The organism is Pseudoalteromonas caenipelagi (assembly GCF_013140855.1).
Classification (GTDB): domain Bacteria; phylum Pseudomonadota; class Gammaproteobacteria; order Enterobacterales; family Alteromonadaceae; genus Pseudoalteromonas; species Pseudoalteromonas caenipelagi.
Window position 1 is genome coordinate 407,973 of the sequence record NZ_JABBPG010000004.1, and the last position, 20,148, is coordinate 428,120.

Sequence of the window (20,148 nt, forward strand, 5' to 3'; positions counted from 1 at the left end):
TAACTATGCTTGGATCACCGTTTAGATCAAGTGTTATCCACAATGCGATCTATATTTCCATAAAATTGTGTATAACTTATTGAAAAGATCTATTAAGCCGCTTCTGTTACTTTTTCAATAAGCTTAGGAAGCCAAGCCAAAGCAGTCTCTTCTGGTAGGGCTTCATCAAGCACATTTAACTCTAAATTAGGCAGAAGCTGCTTTGCACCTTTATTGATCAGTAATTTTTCGCAATTTTTTGCCGCATAATTAAAGGTATCGTAACTAGAGTCACCTAAACCGACCACTGCAAAATATACCTGATCTAAACTATCCCTTTGATCTAACTCATTAATGAACGGGATAAGGTTATCTGGATAGTCTCCGGCACCATAGGTGGACGTCACTATTAACCATATTGATTGTGATAGTTCACTTGCCACCGGTTGTTCATGCAATGTCGTAATAATAGCTTGATCTTCAAGCGCTTCTTGAAGTTGCTCAGCGACATATTCTGCAGAACCCATTTGGCTGCCAATAATGATCTCTATGTGGTGCATACTATCTCTACCCTTAAGCGAATGGCGACATCATAAAGCTGTTCTGATAGATGTAAAGTGTTGATCGCTTTAAAAGGGATAAAAATATTAGCTTGTTAAATGAGCAACTCAGACTGATCTACGGTAACTTATTGAAAATTAAAAGGTGAATATTTTATTCCAGCTTGTTATGCGGTGGGGATTTTGTGGATAAACTGGCTATATGTTTACTATAACTTTATTATTAGCGCTGAAAAAAGCCTATCGTTGAGCAAGTTTGAACGACAAAAGCGGTGTTATTTACCCAGATCATATTATGTGGACAGTCTAGGTGTGAATAACGCCTAGATCCATAAAATGGCACAGGGCTTTTTGGATCTATCTAGTTCTATTTATATAATTAAATAATCTAAAAAACACAAAGAATGATCTAAAAGTGTACTTATACCGCTTTTATATTGGCCGTTATTTACGTTTCGTGGGGGGCGGTTGATAAAATAATTGCAAATTACAGTGAGATCTTTAAGCGATGCCTGCCACTTTTACCCATTTAGGCTCTTTATTAAGCACTGTTTTACGCTTGCGATGCGCATTTATGAGCGCTAGGCTTTGGTAAACAGCGCGCGAAAGGATTTAAAATGACTGAGTATTCTACCGGTTGTGAGCGACAAATATGTCGTAATTGTGAAAATGCAGATTCCCTATGTTTCGATTTTACCATGGCATTTCAGCCTATTGTGGATGTAGATAAGCGCACAATATTTGGTTATGAAGCGCTCGTAAGAGGGCTCAATAATGAGTCTGCTTGGTCGATTATTTCCCAAGTAAATGAGACAAACCGCTATACTTTTGACCAATTATGCCGCGTCAAAGCCATCGCGCTTGCAGCAAAGCTCAATATTGATGGCTATTTGAGCATTAATTTTTTACCCAATGCTATTTATAAACCTGAGCGCTGTATTCGTACGACTTTAGATGCCGCGAAACAATATAATTTTCCTATTGAACGTATCATGTTTGAGTTCACAGAAGTGGAAAAGATAGAGGATAGCCACCATATTGAGCAGGTAGTAAAATACTATCAATCTCTTGGTTTTTTAACTGCAACAGATGATTTTGGCGCTGGATATTCTGGGCTAAATCTATTGGCTGACTTTCAAACCAACATAATCAAACTCGATATGGCGTTGATCCGAGATATTCATCGTGATCCTGTGCGCCAGTCAATAGTGAGTCACTGTTTGAACATGTTCAAAGAGCTTAAAATTACAGTCTTGGCCGAAGGTATTGAGGTTGCTGAAGAGTTTATATGGTTAAAAGCTGCTGGCGTTACCCTAATGCAAGGGTATTTTTTTGCCAAGCCTGCATTAGAGCAACTGCCTGAGGTGGATTTCGATAAGTTATAAATAACAGTACTTTGTGAGTGGGTGTGCAGCAGCAAACGGCACACCTTACAAAGCGTGATGATCACTTCTTATGTTTTCGGTTTATAAGATTTTTAAGCGTTTGTTGATAGTTGGCAGGGTCGCGCGAGACGATTTGATCACTAAGCCAAGTGAGCATATTAGCAATATTATTCATAAAACTGCGGATCTCTTGTTGGTATCTAATTGCTTCTTGACCAGCAGCTTCATGCCCGACCTCATTAATTAAACTTTCAATCTCCGTTAACTCTGTTTTCCAGTATTTTGTGTAAGCGAGCCGACCTTTCATTGTATCTATATTTACACCTTGATCCGTAGGGGAGTCCTCATCATTATCCAATATAAACGGACATATACGTTCATTAAATAGTTGCCCGTTATTGAGTGAGCTTTGATATAAGTAATTTAACTCACGCATACAATGCTCAGACTTTAGGTATTTATCACTTACGATCACGACCACCAGCTTGGCGTGACCAATTTGTTGCTCAAAGGCATGGATGGAATCGCCCGTGTTTGTGTTATTTCGATCTCTTACAGGCGTTGCAAAGTCTTGTGCACAGTCATACAGTTCATCACATATTTGTTGATGTCTATCGTTTTCGCTGCCCCATGCATAAGAAAAGTACACCTCGGGCAGCGGCTCGGTTGGCCTTGCTTCCCCCAATTTGGTAAATGGTGGGTCTTGATGCTGTTCTTCTGTATTCATAGGTTGTCCTTTTAGCCAATGAACGCTGGGTGTTTTACCCAGCTGATGACTCTGCAAAATAGAGTCAATGATATGGTTAGCAAGCTCATGGGCTTGTTCGCAGTAGAGTTTTAGCTGTATGCGGCCAGGATGGCCGTAATGGGCCAGTTCATCTTCACTGAGTTGATTATTGGCTTCGCACTGTAAGTACACTACGGTGCGGTGTTTGTCATCATAATAACAACAGCCATAGCGCCAGTACGTGGCATATTTTCCCGCCTGTTCGCCAATGGCACTTAAAATACTGCGTTGACTGCCTTCGTGTAAAAACGCGTAGTTGAGCTCGACTGCTATTTTGGCTTGTGCACCGCGCAGCAACTGCGCAATACGTTTCTGTATATCGTGATCCGTCCGTTCGGGTAAGCAATCGGGCGCAATGTAGCTGTCTTCTGCGATTTTAAAGCACACCCCACATTGGCGCATCATGGTTAAAAACAGCTGTTGTTCATTATCACTGTATTGATACTCTGACCAGAGTAGCTCAGCCAGTAACGCTTGAGAGAATTGCCCGTGTTGTTTTTGTAATACTGGCAGCGTCGTGCCGCGCTCTAGCAAGCTATAAACCCCTTGCAGTGCCCAAGCTTGGTCTAAAATTAATTGGTCGTTAAATAGCCCAGCTTTGTAAAACACCAAGCCACAACGGTGTAAATAAATGAGCAAGCTGTCGGGGGCACTGACTTGGTGCTGCGCACAAAGCGCTAGATAGGCCTCTTTTTCGACCACCTTTTGCTGTTGTTGTTTTTGTTCAAGTAGTGTCTGCGCCACTGCCCACCAGCATTTGGGTAATTTAATTTCACCAATGCGCTCTGCTTGATACTCAAAAGCCCAATCAAGCAGTGGTTGAAAGCGTTTAAGATCGTTATTTTTGGCGCTGATCTGCACCGATTGTAGCCAATTAAAATTATGTGCTGGAATAGGCGCTTGTTGCACTTCAGATGAGCTATCACATTGGCTTTGGCATACAATCACTGGGGCTTTTTCACCCGCAATGGAGTCGATATAGGCCAACCAGTAACTGAGTAAATGGTTTTTCATCGGTATACCGGACTCTTGCTCGGCAAAGATTTTCTCATCTTCAAAATCTGGGTGCCAGAGTAGGCAATACACGGCCCGATCATCTAAAAATAATGCGTGAGTGCCCAGATAAATATCTTGGCCACCAAAGTCCCAACTATAAATATCCTTACCTTGGTTATCTTGCCAGACATTAATTTGAATACCGTGGGTGCTTGGGATCGTGTCATCAAATGAGAGTCCTTGAAGCCGGCGTGTTAGTTGAGTTTTACCAATACGGCCATTGCCTAAAATCATCAGTTTCTGCTGATTAACGGTCACTTCGCCCGATTGTTGCAAGGCAAAATAGTAATCTTCAAGGGCCTTTAAGTTGTGTGTATTTTGGGTGAGCTCTTCCGGTACACCGGTTATTTTCAGGTCGCTTGAATGGGTTAGTAAGTAATTTAAGAAGGGGAGTTCATTGATGACCGTTAAAAAGTCGCACTGCGACAGCGGGGACAATATTTTGCAATTACTTAAGTCAATAGCTTGCAAGTAAGGCATTTGCGTCAATCTCGGTAGATGTTTGAGCGCATCACACCCTTCTAAATCAAGCTGCTGTAATTGAGCAAGGTTATGAAGTGGTGATAGGTCACTTAACGCTTCACACCCGCTTATATCCAGTCGCTGTAATTGAGTTAGGTTATTGAGAAAGGATAGGTCTCTTAGTGCATCACATCTGCTTACATTAAGTTCCTGTAACTGATTCAAATTATTGAGCGGAGATAGGTCACTTAACGCTTCACACTCGCTTATATCCAGTTGCTGTAATTGAGTCAGGTTATTGAGGGGAGATAGCTCTCTTAGTGTATCACATCTGCTTACATTAAGTTCCTGTAAATGATTCAAATTATTGAGCGGAGATAGGTCACTTAACGCTTGACACTCGCTTACATTAAGTTCCTGTAAATGAGTCAAGCTATTGAGGGGAGATAAGTCGCTTAGTGCATCACATCTGCTTAGATTAAGCTCCTGTAACTGAGTCAAGTTATTGAGGGGAGATAAGTCGCTTAGTGCATCACATCCACTTAAATTAAGCTTCTGTAGCTGAATCAAGTTATTGAGAGGAGATAGGTCATTTAATGTTTTACACTCGCTTAAATTAAGCTCCTGTAACTGAGTCAAGTTATTGAGGGGAGATAAGTCGTTTATCGCATCACACCCGTGTAAATAAAGTTTTTGCAATTTAGCAAGATTACCAAGCGGTGATAAGTCGCTTAGTGCTTCACATCTGTTTAAATAAAGCTTTTGCAATTCAGCAAGATTACCAAGCGGGGATAGATCGCTTAGCGCATCACATCCGCTTAAATTAAGCCATTGTAATTGAGTTAGATTATCAAGTGGGGATAGGTTGCTTAGTGAATCATATCCGCCTAAATCAAGCATTTTTAAATGAGTCAAGTTATTGAGGCTAGATAAGTCTTTTAGTGCGTTACACCTGCTTAAACTAAGCCACTGTAATTGAGTTAGGTTATAAATTGGAGATAGGTTGCTTAGCCTATCGCAATCATTTAAATCGAGAAGTTGCAATTGAGCTAGGCTATGAAGTGGGGAAAGGTCGTTTAGGGAATGACAGAAACTACAATTAAGGTCTTGTAAATTAAAAAAATTATCAATCCCAGATAGGTCACATAGTAACCTACATCCACTTAAATCAAGCTTTTGTAATTGAATCAGATTATTAAGATCGGATAGGTCACTTAGTAACCTGCATCCACTTAAATCAAGCTCTTGTAATTGAATAAGATTATTGAGGTCGGATAGATCGAACAGTGCATGACACCAGCTTAAATCAAGTTTTTTTAATCGCTGTAAAGATCCCAAGGGTGATAAATCTGATAACTCAATGTTTCCTTGTAGCGTCAGTTCTGTCAGCTCGGTTAAACAGGCGATGTGTGTGATATCAAACAACCCTGAGCAATTGCTTAAATTGAACTTCTTTAGCTGCCCAGCTAAACAGCTAATGTCTTGGGGAATACTACGCAATCTTAAATTGGATAAATCAAGCTCTTCACTGCCGGTGTCATAGGCTGTTTGAATACGCTCAAGCGCAATTTGCCAAGCGGCGGGGTTTTGATAATGTGCCATGGGGTCCTTGGTACTCTTTTTAATCACAAGAGTATCAAGGACACGGTATTTGGTAAATAAGTTGTTACAGCAAAGCTCATAATGCACTTTGCGGTCACTGTGATTAAAAACTACTTACCGATACAAAACGAGCTAAATATTTTGCCAAGCAGGTCATCGGAGCTAAATTCGCCGGTGATCTCGTTCAGGTACTGCTGAGTGAGGCGCAGTTCTTCTGCCAGAATTTCTCCTGCGATATGCATTTCTAACTGGGTTTTACCTATGTCTAAGTGCTCAGCGGCGCGCTCTAGGGCATCTAAGTGACGACGACGAGCCATAAAACCACCTTCGGTAGAACCTTCAAAACCGATACAGGCTTTAAGATGATCGCGTAGCAAATCAATCCCTTGTGTATTTTTGGCGCTTAAGCGTAGCACTGGGTAGTCACCTTGTTGGCACATGCCCGATGTTTCTGCTGATAAATCTATTTTGTTGCGTACCACAGTCACAGCCATACCTTGCGGTAATTGCTGCATAAACTCAGGCCAGATCTTGGTAGGGTCGGTTTCTTGGGTATCGGTGCCATCCACCATAAATAACACATGATCGGCTTGACGAATTTCATCCCAAGCACGCTCAATACCAATTTGTTCTACTTTATCAGGGCTTTCACGCAAGCCGGCAGTGTCGATAATATGTAGTGGCATGCCATCAATATGAATATGTTCACGCAGTACATCGCGAGTGGTACCCGCAATGTCGGTAACAATGGCGGCTTCTCGACCTGCTAAGGCATTGAGTAAGCTAGATTTACCTGCATTAGGGCGACCGGCGATAACCACCCGCATACCTTCACGCATGATGCTACCTTGCTTGGCTTGTTTGCGCACTTCCTTTAACTGTTCAATGATAGTGTTAAGATCACCACTGACTTTACCATCAGATAAAAAGTCGATTTCTTCATCTGGAAAGTCGATAGCTGCTTCAACGTACATACGTAAGTGGATCACTTTCTCCACCAGCGTATTGATATGTTTTGAAAAGTCACCTTGTAAGGAGTGTAGGGCGCTCTTTGCTGCTTGTTCACTGGTGGCATTGATCAGATCGGCAATGGCTTCGGCTTGGGTCAAATCCATTTTGTCGTTCATAAAGGCGCGCTCTGAGAACTCGCCAGGTTGCGCGAGTCTAACCCCAGGGATTTGGCAAATCTCTTTTAATAACATGTCGATGACGATTGGGCCGCCATGGCCTTGCAGCTCAAGTACATCTTCTCCGGTAAACGAGTGAGGATTTTTAAAATAAAGTGCAATACCTTGATCTAGCTGCTCGCCTGACAAGTTGTTAAATGGTACATATTCGGCGTAGCGAACTTTTGGTGTCTTGCCAATAACGGTTTGCGCCACTTGGCTTGCAAGCGGACCGGAAACACGAATAATACCGACACCACCTCGTCCAGGTGCTGTGGCTTGGGCAACAATAGTATCTTGATTTGTGATCATGCTGAGTATCAATTGAGCGTTACATAATAGTCAATTGTATCTCAAAGTGGACAGCGCAGCTATGGTGGCAGGTTTATCATGCTTTTGTCTCATTTATTGGACTGTAAGCTTATGATCATAATACAATACGGTTGGTTTACTTTACTACAAATGTAGTAATTTTATTACATTTATGGAAGTTGTGAAGGAATATATGGCGTACATTTTTGAGACTTACACTTTTGACCCTGAATTGGGTGTGTTGTACAGCGAAGAGGAGGAAATCCAACTTAGGCCTAAATTGGCACAGCTATTAGAGTATTTTTTGCAAAACTCAGGGCGCGTGATCACGCGTGACGAACTGTTATCAGCCCTTTGGGTAAATGGAGAATATCGAGAGAGCTCTTTAACGCAAAGCATTAGAGAGTTGCGTAAGCAACTAAAAGACAATGTACAAAACCCCATATTTATTAAAACCTATCCACAAAGAGGGTATGTTTGGATCAGTGCACCAAAAGCACTCCACGGCAGTTCTGACGATAACGCACTTTCTACTTCTAAGATAAACAAACATACGCTGTCTGATTGGCTTAAAAAGCCAATGGTGATCATCCTGTGTGCTTTATCACTGGTGTTCTTCAGTGGTGGTGTGACTTTTTTAGTATCAAAAAATAACTTTATTGCGGATTCTAAATATGAAAATAATCATAATGATCGACTACTTATCGCGCCTTTTAAAAATCTAACAGGGGAAACGGAGTTTGATTGGTTAAATTATGGCTTGCGCCATTTATTGATACAGAATTTAAAAGATTCTGGGGTATTTACCGTGATCCCCGACAAACCTGCATATCATCTGTTTTCACAAGAGCATGAAGCGCATGAAAATATGGGAGAAACACTCGAAGCGCTCGTTCAACAGGGGCATGCAGATCGTTGGTTAGAAGCAAGCGTTTCTCAAGAAAATGGCTTATTTGTTTTTCATTATACCTTGTCGGATAAGACGGGTAAGGCCAAAAAAGGCGTTATTTATAGTGATGATCTGACACACCCTTTGGCTGACTTAGCTGCAACACTAGCCAAACAAATAATAGGTAAAAATGGCATAGTCAGCACATATCAGGTCTCTGACAATGATTTTTCTACTAAAGACTATCTTGAAGGCTTATATGCGCTAGAAACCAGAGGTGTTGGGCTTGCAATGCGCTATTTTGAGGCGTCGGTACTGCATGATCCTAATAACTTACACTCGCAAGTTGAGTTGGCGAGAACTTATTGGCATACCGGTCGGTTAGCGCAGGCCAATGAAATTTTTAACCAGTTAAATCGTGACTCGAAACTTGAAGCGCACTCTATGCTCAAAGCGAGGATGCTAGAATATTGGGGAGAGCTGAAGCTTGCGCAAGGAGATTATGAAACTGCAAATAGTTTGTTGGAACAGGCTTTGATGGGGGTCGATGAGATTGATAATGATGTGCTCAGATCAAAAATTTACAACAAACTTTCAGCCATCGCATGGTTACAGCAGGATAAACTGCGATCAGAACATTTTGCGCTGCAAGCTAAGCGCCTGTTTGATATGCATGATATGACGGAGTCCGAAGCACAACGTTTGTATTATATTGGTAACCCTCCTGCTGCTAGGCCTGATAAGGAGCAACCTCTTGATTTAGAAGCCAGTTTGCAGAGCTTGTATAAATCAGTGCGTTACTACACGGCAAATGGCAATCTTAGCTTGTTGATGAAAACCTACTTTGCACTTGGGCAAAATTATTTAGCTCCGTTAGATGATAGGCTCAATGCGTTGATGAGTGCATTAGATTTGGCTGCTGAGCAACAAGAGGTTGTTTATCAAATAAAAATAGCAAATTACCTTGGCTTTTACTTTATTCAATTGCATGAAGGAGATAAAGCGTTGCAATATATCAACCTTGCCGCTGATGTATTAAAGCATGAACTTGATATTGCGCCGCTGCGTTATTACAACCAACTATTGCTTGCTATGGCTAAAATGGACATCGGTATTGCAACTGACGATGTGCAAGCTTTAGAAAGCGCTAAACGTACCTTCACAAGGCTGTTAGCTCAGTTATCTGGCGTCGATAATTTTGCAAATATCAAAGCTGATGCGTATTTATTAAAGGGCTGGTCTTTGCTTGCTTTAGCGCAGTACCAGGGGGCATTAGAGAGTTTGACGCAAGCGAATCGCCTTTATGAAGATTTAAAAATGAAAGATTCACAGAGCTATGCAGTGTACTCTTTGATTTATACCCACTTGCAGCTGGGTAATGATAAACAAGCGATTGCGCTGTCAGAGTCAGGCAAGTTTAATAAGAAGCTAATTTATGACTACGCAGCGTTTGCCTACTTTCGAGCAAAGGATATTGATAATGCCATCGCCCAGCTGAAAAAAACCAAACGGCATTTTGCGCCTTATTGGCGTGAACAAGACGAATCAATTCTAACGCAGCTGCTCAGTAGGCAAGCGCAAATAAAGCCGCAAAAGTGGCTCGAGGCACTGCAAAAGCCTTACTCAGTGTACTGTGAGTCAGAATGGAACTTACAATCGGGGCTAAAATAATCTCTGTACTTTTATATTAAAGGCCCTACATGGGCTTTTTTTATGTTTTTGGCGCTGTTAACTGGCGCTTACTTGTGTGAGTTAACGCGTATTACATTAACGCAAAGCATTCAATAAAGCGCGTTTTAAGCTATTCTAAATGTCAGCCTTCCATTATTGTCTAAACCTTTTTAATGCTTCCTCTTGTTGACGTGTTTCGTGCTGAAAATATTTGTCACTTCTTTTGCAATTAACGATGCCTGTCTATGTAAAACTTAATGAAAATATTCATATAGTTAATCTCTTTTTTATCTCGCCTTTATATTCAAAATTTAAATTTTACTCATGTTTTAGCGTTTTTGTGTCGCTATAAAAACCATTTTAGTTATAGGGTCTTGCCTGCGCAAAATTAGCCTGGGATGAGGGTCTCAATACTCGCAAATCGAGTAGTAGGGCAACGCACACTATTGGGCTTTATGCAGTAGTTTCTGATGACAACAAAAGGAGGCAAAAGGAATGATTTGCACTTTAATGAGGTTTTCTCGTGCGGCAAGTTTAAGCTGGTGGGGGCACCGTTATGAGTTTTGAAAACTTAGCTGTTACATGGCTTGTGAATGCTTGCAACAAACAAAAAGAAGTGATCTGTACGCAGCAAGGGTCACTTACTTATCAGGCTTTGCTAGAACAAGTTTGTGCCTTGGCAAGTACATTTCAGCATCTGGATATCAAGGCGAATGACCGAGTTGTGATAGCGCTGAACGATGGGGTTATTTTACATAGCTGCTTTTTAGCATGTATCGCCATAGGTGCTATTCCTATTGTGGTCAACCCGAAGCTCTCTCAACCGAGTTTGGGTTTTATTATTGGTGACAGTCAAGCGAGTTTAGTTGTCAACGAACTCAATCATACCGTTAATTTTGAGCTCTATCATAATGGTGCGGTGGCTCAGTCATATACGTATCAACAATTACTGAAATATGCTCAGGTAGGTTGGCATAACTTCCATTATAAACAAGCTGATGATGTGGCATTTATGCAATACACATCAGGCACAACAGGGAATCCTAAAGGGGTGATGCACAGTAGCAGTAATGCACTCAACAGTGTGCGTTATTATGCTCAGGATGTGTTGCAAGCGCAAAGTGAGGATAGGTTTTACTCTTTAGCCAAATGCTTTTTTGGTTACGGACTTGGCAATAGCTTGTTCTTCCCATTGGCATGTGGTGCCAGCGTGGTACTTGATAGTGATTGGCCGAGCAAAGATAAAGTACTCGCTAATTTAGAACAATATCGACCAACCATATTTTGTGGTGTACCGGCGATGTACCAAGCGTTGCTAAACGATAGCCAAACTCAGCATGCATTTATGAGTGTGCGAAGGGCTGTTTCAGCAGGTGCCCCCTTACCTAACAAGCTTTTTGATCAATGGCAGAAAATCCATAAAACCACGATTTTAGATGGGCTAGGCTCAACAGAGTTATGTCACATATTTTGCAGTCATAGTGCAAATACGGCCTCGGCAGGGACGATAGGAAAGCCATTACAACAGTATCAAATCGAAATCCGTGACTCACAGGGAAACGTACTGGAAGAGGGTGAGTCGGGCACTATGTGGGTGAAGGGTCCATCGCTTTCACAAGGCTATTGGCGCAACCCTCAAGCAACGCAGGCTAAGTTTCAAAATGGTTGGTATAACAGTGGTGACCTAGCTCTTCGTGATGAACAGGGCTTTATACACTTTAAAGGGCGCGCTGATGACTTATTCAAAGTCAATGGCCGTTGGGTTGTACCCAGCGATATTGAAGCACGGATACTTAATGACTTTAATCAAATAACTGAGCTGGCTTTAGTCCCGAGTGAAGATGAAAGTGGTCTTACAAAAGCCGCCTTGTATATCGTTGCAAATACGGTTGAGCAAAGTGAAATCATCGCAAAGGTTGCGCTTTGGTGTCAAAACAACTTATCGAGTTATCAACGACCTATTACTATTTCCTTGCTTGATGCTTTACCGCGCAATGATAACGGCAAGGTTATCCGCAAACAGCTTTACTGTGTTTCACAAGAGGTGGCGTAATGCAGTTTAGTTATTCACATCAAATCTGTGAGTTACCGTATCAAATTGATCAAGTGGTTGATTTATACAAACGTTATGCAGATCCAAAGCAGTCTTTTATTTTTGAATATAACAATGCAGGTAACAAAACCATGCCACCGCGTTTTTCGGTGATTGGGTTATCAACACTTGCCAGTATTCGAGTAAAGAACAACGCACTGTTGTTAAAAACGTCTCAGGACGAAATCGCTTATCCAATTGCAGACAGTACACAAGTTTGGTCAACACTCGAACAAGTGTTGAGCGAGTTTGAGATCATGACGCCTTCGCAGTTGCCTTGTTTTGCTGGTGGCTGGTTTGGTTTTTGGGGTTATGAAAGTGTTCGTTATTTTGAGCCTCAAAAACTGCCATTCCCAAATAAAAAAGATCTGACCGACTCTGCGGATATTGCTTTGATGCTGCCTAAACAATTGTTGGTCATGGACCACCAGCAAGCTCGTATGTGGATGGTGGCTTACGCTCAAAAAGGAGAGTCAGTTGACCTTGATCTAACCGACAATGGATTTGATTGGCAACAGGATCAAACCCGCTCAGATGTACGCTATCAGTTTGATAAACAAAACTTTATGCAAGCTGTAGAGCAATTGAAGCAGCATATCACTGATGGTGAAATTATGCAGGCCGTATTATCACAGCGGATGTGTATCGATGTTAGCGGTCAGGGCATTAATTTTTTTGCCAAACTGCGCAAAGCCAGTCCCTCACCTTATGCGTTTTATGTACGCATGGACAACAGTTGTATTTTTGGCGCTTCCCCTGAGACGCTGGTTCGCTCCCACGACGGGCAGATCGTATCATTCCCTATGGCCGGCACTCGACATAGAACGAGCTGTGAACACACCAACCAGCGTTTAGAAGCTGATCTACTTAATGATGAAAAAGAGTGCGCTGAACATTTGATGCTGATTGATTTGGCGAGAAATGATGTTGGTAAGGTTGCAAAACTGGCTTCTGTGTCGGTACCAAAAATGATGTCCGTAGAGCATTTTTCTCATGTAATGCACATCACTTCTGAAGTTCGCGCAGAGCAATTAGCCCACACCTCGGCACTGGATGTTATTCGCGCCACCTTGCCTGCAGGCACGCTAAGTGGCGCGCCAAAAATTCGCGCCATGCAATTAATAGATCAATATGAAACGGTACGTAGAGGCCTTTATGGCGGCGGTGTCGGGGTCTTGTCAGAGCAAAATGTGGATTTAGCCATCGTGATACGTTCGGCATTGATCAAAGACGGATGTTTACATATCCAAGCTGGTGCTGGGGTTGTTGCTGACTCTGTGGCTGTCAATGAGTGGCAGGAAACCCTCAATAAGAGCCGCGCCATGTTGGAAGCATTAGGCATTGAAGAAACTAAAAAAGATAAGGAAAAATCAATATGTTACTGATGATAGACAACTATGATTCCTTTACCTACAACCTGGTTCACTATGTCGCGGAACTCGGTCAAAAGGTGAAGGTGGTACGCAATGATGAGGTAAGTATTGATGACCTTATCGCTTTGCGACCCGATGGCTTGATTGTTTCGCCTGGCCCATTTGGACCCGAACAAGCCGGTATTTCTTGCGAAGCAATTCGATACTTTTCTGGCCTAATCCCCATTTTAGGCGTGTGTCTTGGGCATCAGTCGATTGGCCATGTTTTTGGCGCTAAGGTCAAACATGCTGATAAGCCAGTACATGGTAAATGCTCAAGTATTGTGCATGATGGTTCGGGTTTATTTACCGGACTCCCGTCACCTTTGCGTGTTACTCGTTACCACAGTTTAAGTTTGGCGTGGCCACTACCTCACTCACTAGAAGTTATTGCAATGACTTCCCAAGATGCTGTTAGTGATGTGAGCTCTTCTCAGATTATGGCGCTAAAACACAGAACTTTACCCATATACGGTGTGCAATTTCACCCAGAATCAATTGCTTCTGAAGGGGGAAAAGCCATGTTGGAAAATTGGCTCAAAGAAACGGGTCTGAGCAAGCTTAGTAACAAGCCTCGTACCGTTGAAGCCGCTTAACTCAATAGGATGTGAACGATGTTTTCTACAGAAGTCATTAAACAAATACAAGAAGATAAAACAATTGGGGCCGGGAATTTTTTAGAAATACTGGCGACTATGCCCATTGATATCAATGCCACTGCATTACAGATTGACCAAGCTATTCCACTTTATGTTGGCCAGCAAACTTCATTTAGCGTTAGACATTTACAGCATTGTGCCACACAAATAGCCAGCAAGTACTGTGCACTTGGTGTACATGAAGGTGATTTAGTTGGTTTGTATTTACAAGACGATCTGAGCTACTTCCTACATTACTTAGCATTAACGCGTTTAGGCGCAATTGCGGTGGCTATCAATAACAAGCTAGCGCCAGAGATCACCTTAGCGTTTTGTAAGATGAATAAAGTCAATGTGGTGATAAGTAGCGAAGATAATTATACCGCTTTACGTGAATTGGATTGCGATTTTGTGCATCTGATGACCGATAAACAATTGATGGCACTGTGCTCTGAACCAGTGCCAGCTATGAAGCAGTATCACCCTGATGATGTGGTGTTACTCGCCCATACTTCTGGCACGACTGGGGTGCCAAAAGCGGTAATGTTCAGTCATGAAGGCTTTTTCTTTGGTGTTCGCAGTCAATTGCATAAACAAAAAGGAGAGCGAGTATTAAGTGCGCTACCTCACTCACATAGCTCAGCTATCTCTGTACTTATGTCCAGTTTACTACGAGGTGCAAAAGTACATGTACTGAGTGATAAACGAGCCTGTGCTATTGCACAAAGCATGAGAGAGTACCGCCATGACTTGGTCGTTGCCTTTCCTAAAACATACGTCGATTTATGCCGAGAAACGCTTAACCCAGAAGATTTTGAGTCGGTGGGTTACTGGATAGCAACGGGAGACGCAAATCATGAGCCGCATATCCGTAAGCTGATTGCACTTGGCCATCATTACGTTAATGGTCAGCGCCAAGAGGGCTCTATTTTTATCGATAATTTAGGGTCTTCTGAATTTGGCTTTGCGATGTTTAGAAACATCCATTCACTGACTCAGAACAAGTTTAACCGATGTATTGGTCGACCCTTTGAGTGGGTAGAGGCTGCCATTTTGGGTGCCAATGGAGAGCAGCTGCCAGCAGGCGAAATTGGTCAACTAGGCGTAAAATCCAATACGGTTACAGCTGGATATTGGAACAACCCTGATTTAACCGAGCAGGCAAAGCTAGCTGGGTACTGGCTGACAGGGGATCTCGCTTATTTTGATGAGCAGGGGCTTTTCTATCATGTTGACCGCACCACCGACCCTATTCATACCGAGCTTGGTACCATTTATAGCTGCTTAACTGAAGAGTTAATCTTAACGCATTTTCGCGACATATTTGAATGCAGTATCTATGGCGCGCCAACAAAAAAAGCGGGCGTCAGTGAAGCCCATATTTGCATTGAATTAATCTCTGAAGCGGAACTTGTGATCCCCGACAAGTTACTGCAAAAAATTAATCAAGTACTTGAACTGAATGAAATTCCACCTCTGAGTGCGCTTACATTTCAATCTGCGCATGCCCATACAGGTGTCACGGGGAAAAAGCTTAAACGCCGACTTCGTCAATTAATGGAGGTTGCATGAACAAATCGCATTTATTACCTCCGCGCATAGAGTTATTTGGTTATGGTATTTGCCCCTATGTAATGCGCGTACGTTACGTGTTGGCGTTACTGGACCTCGATCATCATTATGTTGAGCTCGATATTTATAAAGCTAAACCAGCGGCTTTATTACGTTACAACCCACTTGGTCGAGTACCCACTTTAGTGGTTGATAACGACAGTATTTGTGACTCTACAGTGATTGCGCTGTGGCTCGCTCAGGTTTATAGAGAATACAAACTGCTGCCTGTGGACGCTTGGTCGCAGGCAAAAGTGATGAACGATATGGCTGCGATTGATTTTGTGCATAGCAAAATTAGCACCTTAATGGGGGCTGCAGATCAAGCGGCGTTTACCGCCAGCCTTGATGCACTGAGTGAGTCTTTACAAGCTATTTTACCTGTGTTGAATGCGCTTAATAGTAACCAAGTTTCTTTAACGCATGTATGGGTGATGCCTTTGGCATTATTGCTTAAAACCTTAGATCAGCTTTTTGATGGACAGCTCAGTGATGCAATCGCTGCTATTCGTTCGCTGCCTAATTTGCAGCTAGCTGCGCAGTCACCGAGCGCTAAATTTTCAGCCTTACTCCCTGTGGATTATGCGCAACAGCTGAGTGTGATGCTCAGTAAGCGAAGCCGTTATTACGCCGAACTGTTAGACATAACAATGCAAAAGGAATGCGCAGTATGAATACCCAAGCAATAAATACTTTGCGGTTGATGAGCCTATCAACCGAGCTATTGGCAACTGGTCACACACGTGGCACATGTATGAACTATGTCAGTGATGTTGTACCGAGTTTGTTATCTGTTAACCAAGTGAGCGCCCCAAGCATTGATTTAATTCTTACGCTAAGTATGAGCATCGATCATTTAACGGATGACACTGCGATTCAGTCACCGCGTTTAGGCTACCCAATTCAGCATTATTTGGCTGCCAGCAATGCTTTTGTATTGGATCTTCAAGATACCTCTTGGGCACAAGCATTTGAGGTAGCAAATGGTTATCTAAGCTGTACGGATATGCAGCGAGTGCTGGTAGTTGAAGCTAACTCGTTTGCTCAGCCTGTGGCATCACAATTATTTAATGGTGCACGTGCTGCTTTGCTTGATAAAGCTGCCGTCGAAACAAGTTGCATGATGGTGAACAAAGAACTGCCATTAGAACAGATGCGTACGTTAGTACTTACTGATGACAAAGGGTTTGCTTTATCTGAAGCTGATGAACATGAAAGTATGTTGCTCTGTGAGAGCATTATACAAATGGTAAAACAAAGCTCTGTTGCTATGCCTGTTGTATTGGACTTACCTCTATATTTGCAAGAGGGGGTTTATTCACATTTACAAAGCGCGTTACCACAGATGCAATGGCTACTTTGGGAGTCGTTAGGTAGCAATCAAGCTAGTAATGTGTTGTGGGTTAGTTATGAAGTGTTTCGTAAGCGTGTGGTGGCGCGTGAACTATTGATTAAGGATGAGTTATGAGTACATGTGGTGTAGCCATCAAAGCCGTTGCAGCCAGAGTGCCGAGCATTGCGGTTAGAAATTTTGATGAGCAGTGGTTTGGTGAGATAAGTGAAGCGGATCAGCAGGCTTGGCAAGAAAAATGGGGGATAGAGCAACGATTTTTTACTGATAGCTCGCGTCACACGCCACTACAGCTTGCCCACAGTGTGGCGGCTGAGGCGATATCGCTGGCTCAGCTACAAGCGCAGGATATAGACATGCTGATCAGTGGCACGACTAACGTGGTGCAATTGTCGCAAAATGAAGAGTGTGGTTTGCCTAAAAAGCTGTTGTATCCTCGTGTCAGCCAAGCGTTAAAACACATGTTAGCGCTTGAAAATGCCATCGAGTTTGATATTCAAAATGAATGTTCAACCATGATGGATGCCATGCAAATTGGCCACAATGCAATAAAAACAGGACGTGCTAACCATGTTTTGCTGGTGGTATTTGAAACATCTAGCAACTCTTTGGATAGAAGCGAAGCCAATGGTATGAATTTTGGCGATGGTTATGCGGCTGTTGTGTTAAGCCGTCATGATGATCCTAGTTTGGGCATTAAATCTCAATCTTATCAAAGTTTTCCTAATAACTATTCGCTAGCAACGGTGAAGTGGGACGAGCAACCTAAAACCCCAACTGGATTGAGTTTTCAAATGCCTGAAGGGGGAGCCAGTGAAATGGGCAAATTTGTACCAAAAACACTCCCTAAATTGGTTTATAGCGCATTAGAAAAAATCGTGATGCAACCTTCAGATATCGACTTTTTTGTGTTTCATCAACCAGCAAGAAAGCTGATCGATGCATGGTGTGCTTATTTAAATATTCCCGCAGAGAAAACCATCAAAATCATGCAAGAGTATGGCTGTGCTGTATCTGCGGCTATGCCACTGGCTTTTAACTTGGCACTGCAGCAGCAAAAAATCGTAGCAAGGAGTCAAATTGTGATAGCAAGCCCGTCAGTGGGCTGGGGATTTGGTGCCCAAATTTGGCAACTAGGGGAGTTACCTAAATTCAGCTCGCAAATACACCAAAGCCTTTTAGATAGTCAAAACACAACAAGGAATGAATCACTATGAAGCCCTCTTATATCTTAGGTACTGGTTTTTACTTGCCCAGTCAATGTGTTGATAACCATATGATTTCAAAAGTTATCAATACTTCAGATGAGTTTATTCGTCAGCGCATTGGTGTAGAAACGCGTTTTCACGCACAGCCTGAACAAGCATGTAGCGATTTAATGTTAGCGGCTGCAAAAATGGCGATTGAAACAGCAAAAATAAACATTGAAGACATCGATATGCTAATTGTGAATACCCTCAGCCCTGATGTTCACGATCCATCGCAAGCCTGCATTTTAGCCAGTAAGTTAGGTCTAGAAGAGGTGCCTGCATTTGATATTCGAGCGCAATGCAGTGGCTTGTTATACGGTATTAACATCGCCAAAAACTTTATTGCAGCAGATGATAAACGTTGTATTTTGGTGGTGGCGGGCGAATTGCTATCCAAGCGTATGGATACCAGTGATGACGGTCGTAATTTGGCGGTAATGCTCGGTGATGGATGTGGGGCAGCGGTTATTTCAGACCAACCGCGCGATAACAGCCAAATGACTGGTAAGGTTATCGATATGGTGATCAATGGAGATGGGCGTCAATGGGAAAGCCTTGTAACGCGCGTGCCTGGCACCGCTCAACGCCAATTCCATCGTGCTGATGATAACCAACAAGGACATAGCTTTATGCGTATGAATGGCCCTGATGTATTTCAGCATGGTGTGAGCAAGTTTTGTGAAATTGCTCAACAGCTGCTTGAGCGAAATAATTTAGCGGTTGCAGATATCGACAAGTTTATTGTTCATCAGCCTAATTTGCGAATGTTAGAAGAAATTCAAGCACGTTTGGATATCGACCCGCAAAAAATGCCCATTAATGTTACTAAGTACGGAAACATGGCCTCAGCATCAACCGCGGTTACGTTGGCGCAGAGTTGTCATGAGGGCGTTGTTAAATCTGCTGATCGGGTATTGATATTGTCTTACGGTGCAGGAGCCACATGGGCTGGTGCATTGGTGCAGTTTTAAGGAGGCATTATGCAAAACACACGACAGTGGCAAGCGCATATGGGTGAGCATGACAACGGCTTACACTTACTGGGTACGATTGATGTACCAATATTTTTATTAAAGCTCTCCGATGGCTGGGCATTGATTGAAGGGTCTGTTGAGCCACTTGCGCCACTGATTTTACGACAATTAAAAAGTATTGTGTCGGATCTTGGCTTGATTAAACATTGGTTTATCACTCACTCACACTATGACCATATTGGCACCGTGCCATTGCTTTTACCCTGGTTGCCGAATGCGAAGGTTTACGCGTCTGCGCTGACCAAAAAGGCTTTGCGTAACCCTAAGGCAAATGAAGTCACTTACAAGTTAACACAAAGCTTGTATCGCATTATGCCTGAGGCGGAGCGACCTGATGATGAGCTGGAACAACATCGAATGGCATTGGCCGATATACCGGTAACGGTCCTAGAAGAGGGGGATGAAGTCCATTTTGACGCTGATCACAGCATGGTTGCACTTGCCACCCCTGGTCATGCCAAATGCTTACTGAGTTTTTATGAGCCGCAATATAAGCGCTTATATGTGTCTGATACCTTGGGTGAAATGGTTTCTCCTAGTCAATGGGAGCCACTAATATTCCAAGACTATCCAGCCTACATCGCCTCGTTAGTTAAATTACAAGGTTTAGCAATTGAGCAATTGGTGCTGGGTCATCATGGGGTGCTCTACGGTGCGCTTGCGCAAGATGCGCCGAAACTTGCAGAGCAGGGTGTGTATCGCTTTATTGAACAAGCCAAACACGTCTATTCAGAGCTTGCTCAAGATGCACAAAAGACCGCACAGCATATCTCTGAGCTAACGCGTGACTCAACGGGCACGTTTGTTTCTAAAAAGCTTCACTATAACGGTACTTTGCTAATGCTCACTTTGCTTGGCGTGGTACCACACCCTGAATTAGTTGAATAAATA

At 42.7% G+C, this 20,148-nt stretch carries 14 protein-coding genes; 11 read left to right on the plus strand and 3 right to left on the minus strand.

The features are described 5' to 3' along the window. Window positions 1-92: 92 nt before the first annotated feature. Window positions 93-539, minus strand: a complete 447-nt coding sequence (gene mioC, locus HG263_RS12475) for an FMN-binding protein MioC (protein ID WP_171626406.1) — start codon at window positions 537-539, stop codon at window positions 93-95. Window positions 540-1,156: 617 nt separating this feature from the next. On the opposite strand from mioC, the gene HG263_RS12480 reads away from it, so the two are divergent. Then, a complete protein-coding gene (locus tag HG263_RS12480) occupies window positions 1,157-1,924 on the plus strand; it encodes an EAL domain-containing protein (RefSeq protein ID WP_171626407.1) in 768 nt (255 codons plus the stop codon). A gap of 61 nt (window positions 1,925-1,985) precedes the next feature. Here HG263_RS12480 and HG263_RS12485 read toward each other — a convergent pair whose 3' ends face one another. Both HG263_RS12485 and mnmE read right to left on the minus strand, forming a co-directional pair. Beyond that, window positions 1,986-5,831, minus strand: coding sequence for a COR domain-containing protein (locus HG263_RS12485; protein ID WP_171626408.1), 3,846 nt, complete (start codon window positions 5,829-5,831; stop codon window positions 1,986-1,988). Window positions 5,832-5,941: 110 nt separating this feature from the next. After that, a complete protein-coding gene (gene mnmE / locus HG263_RS12490; RefSeq protein ID WP_171626464.1) occupies window positions 5,942-7,306 on the minus strand; it encodes a tRNA uridine-5-carboxymethylaminomethyl(34) synthesis GTPase MnmE in 1,365 nt (454 codons plus the stop codon). Between the two features lie 196 nt (window positions 7,307-7,502). On the opposite strand from mnmE, the gene HG263_RS12495 reads away from it, so the two are divergent. The 10 genes from HG263_RS12495 (at window position 7,503) to HG263_RS12540 (ending at window position 20,145) form a co-directional block, all read left to right on the plus strand. Continuing rightward, window positions 7,503-9,869: a winged helix-turn-helix domain-containing protein gene (locus tag HG263_RS12495; protein ID WP_171626409.1), complete on the plus strand. Its 2,367-nt coding sequence runs from the start codon at window positions 7,503-7,505 to the stop codon at window positions 9,867-9,869. A 556-nt stretch (window positions 9,870-10,425) separates the two neighbouring features. After that, the gene (locus HG263_RS12500) at window positions 10,426-11,922 is read left to right on the plus strand and encodes an AMP-binding protein (protein WP_171626410.1); all 1,497 of its coding nucleotides are present in this window, start codon (window positions 10,426-10,428) and stop codon (window positions 11,920-11,922) included. Next, window positions 11,922-13,346 carry an anthranilate synthase component I family protein gene (locus HG263_RS12505; protein WP_171626411.1) on the plus strand — a complete coding sequence of 475 codons (1,425 nt, stop codon included), beginning with the start codon at window positions 11,922-11,924 and terminating at the stop codon, window positions 13,344-13,346. Before HG263_RS12500 ends, HG263_RS12505 begins: the two co-directional genes overlap by 1 nt. Then, on the plus strand, window positions 13,337-13,969 hold the full coding sequence (locus HG263_RS12510) for an anthranilate synthase component II (RefSeq protein WP_171626412.1): 633 nt from the start codon (window positions 13,337-13,339) through the stop codon (window positions 13,967-13,969). Before HG263_RS12505 ends, HG263_RS12510 begins: the two co-directional genes overlap by 10 nt. A gap of 18 nt (window positions 13,970-13,987) precedes the next feature. After that, window positions 13,988-15,583, plus strand: coding sequence for a class I adenylate-forming enzyme family protein (locus tag HG263_RS12515; RefSeq protein WP_171626413.1), 1,596 nt, complete (start codon window positions 13,988-13,990; stop codon window positions 15,581-15,583). Continuing rightward, on the plus strand, window positions 15,580-16,296 hold the full coding sequence (locus HG263_RS12520) for a glutathione S-transferase family protein (protein WP_171626414.1): 717 nt from the start codon (window positions 15,580-15,582) through the stop codon (window positions 16,294-16,296). The genes HG263_RS12515 and HG263_RS12520 overlap by 4 nt, the downstream gene beginning before the upstream one ends. Then, the gene (locus HG263_RS12525; protein ID WP_171626415.1) at window positions 16,293-17,090 is read left to right on the plus strand and encodes a beta-ketoacyl-[acyl-carrier-protein] synthase family protein; all 798 of its coding nucleotides are present in this window, start codon (window positions 16,293-16,295) and stop codon (window positions 17,088-17,090) included. The genes HG263_RS12520 and HG263_RS12525 overlap by 4 nt, the downstream gene beginning before the upstream one ends. Continuing rightward, the gene (locus HG263_RS12530; protein ID WP_171626416.1) at window positions 17,087-18,190 is read left to right on the plus strand and encodes a 3-oxoacyl-[acyl-carrier-protein] synthase III C-terminal domain-containing protein; all 1,104 of its coding nucleotides are present in this window, start codon (window positions 17,087-17,089) and stop codon (window positions 18,188-18,190) included. Before HG263_RS12525 ends, HG263_RS12530 begins: the two co-directional genes overlap by 4 nt. Further along, window positions 18,187-19,194: a 3-oxoacyl-ACP synthase III family protein gene (locus HG263_RS12535; RefSeq protein ID WP_171626417.1), complete on the plus strand. Its 1,008-nt coding sequence runs from the start codon at window positions 18,187-18,189 to the stop codon at window positions 19,192-19,194. Before HG263_RS12530 ends, HG263_RS12535 begins: the two co-directional genes overlap by 4 nt. Before the next feature lie 9 nt (window positions 19,195-19,203). After that, the gene (locus HG263_RS12540; RefSeq protein WP_171626418.1) at window positions 19,204-20,145 is read left to right on the plus strand and encodes an MBL fold metallo-hydrolase; all 942 of its coding nucleotides are present in this window, start codon (window positions 19,204-19,206) and stop codon (window positions 20,143-20,145) included. The last annotated feature ends 3 nt before the right edge of the window (window positions 20,146-20,148 follow it).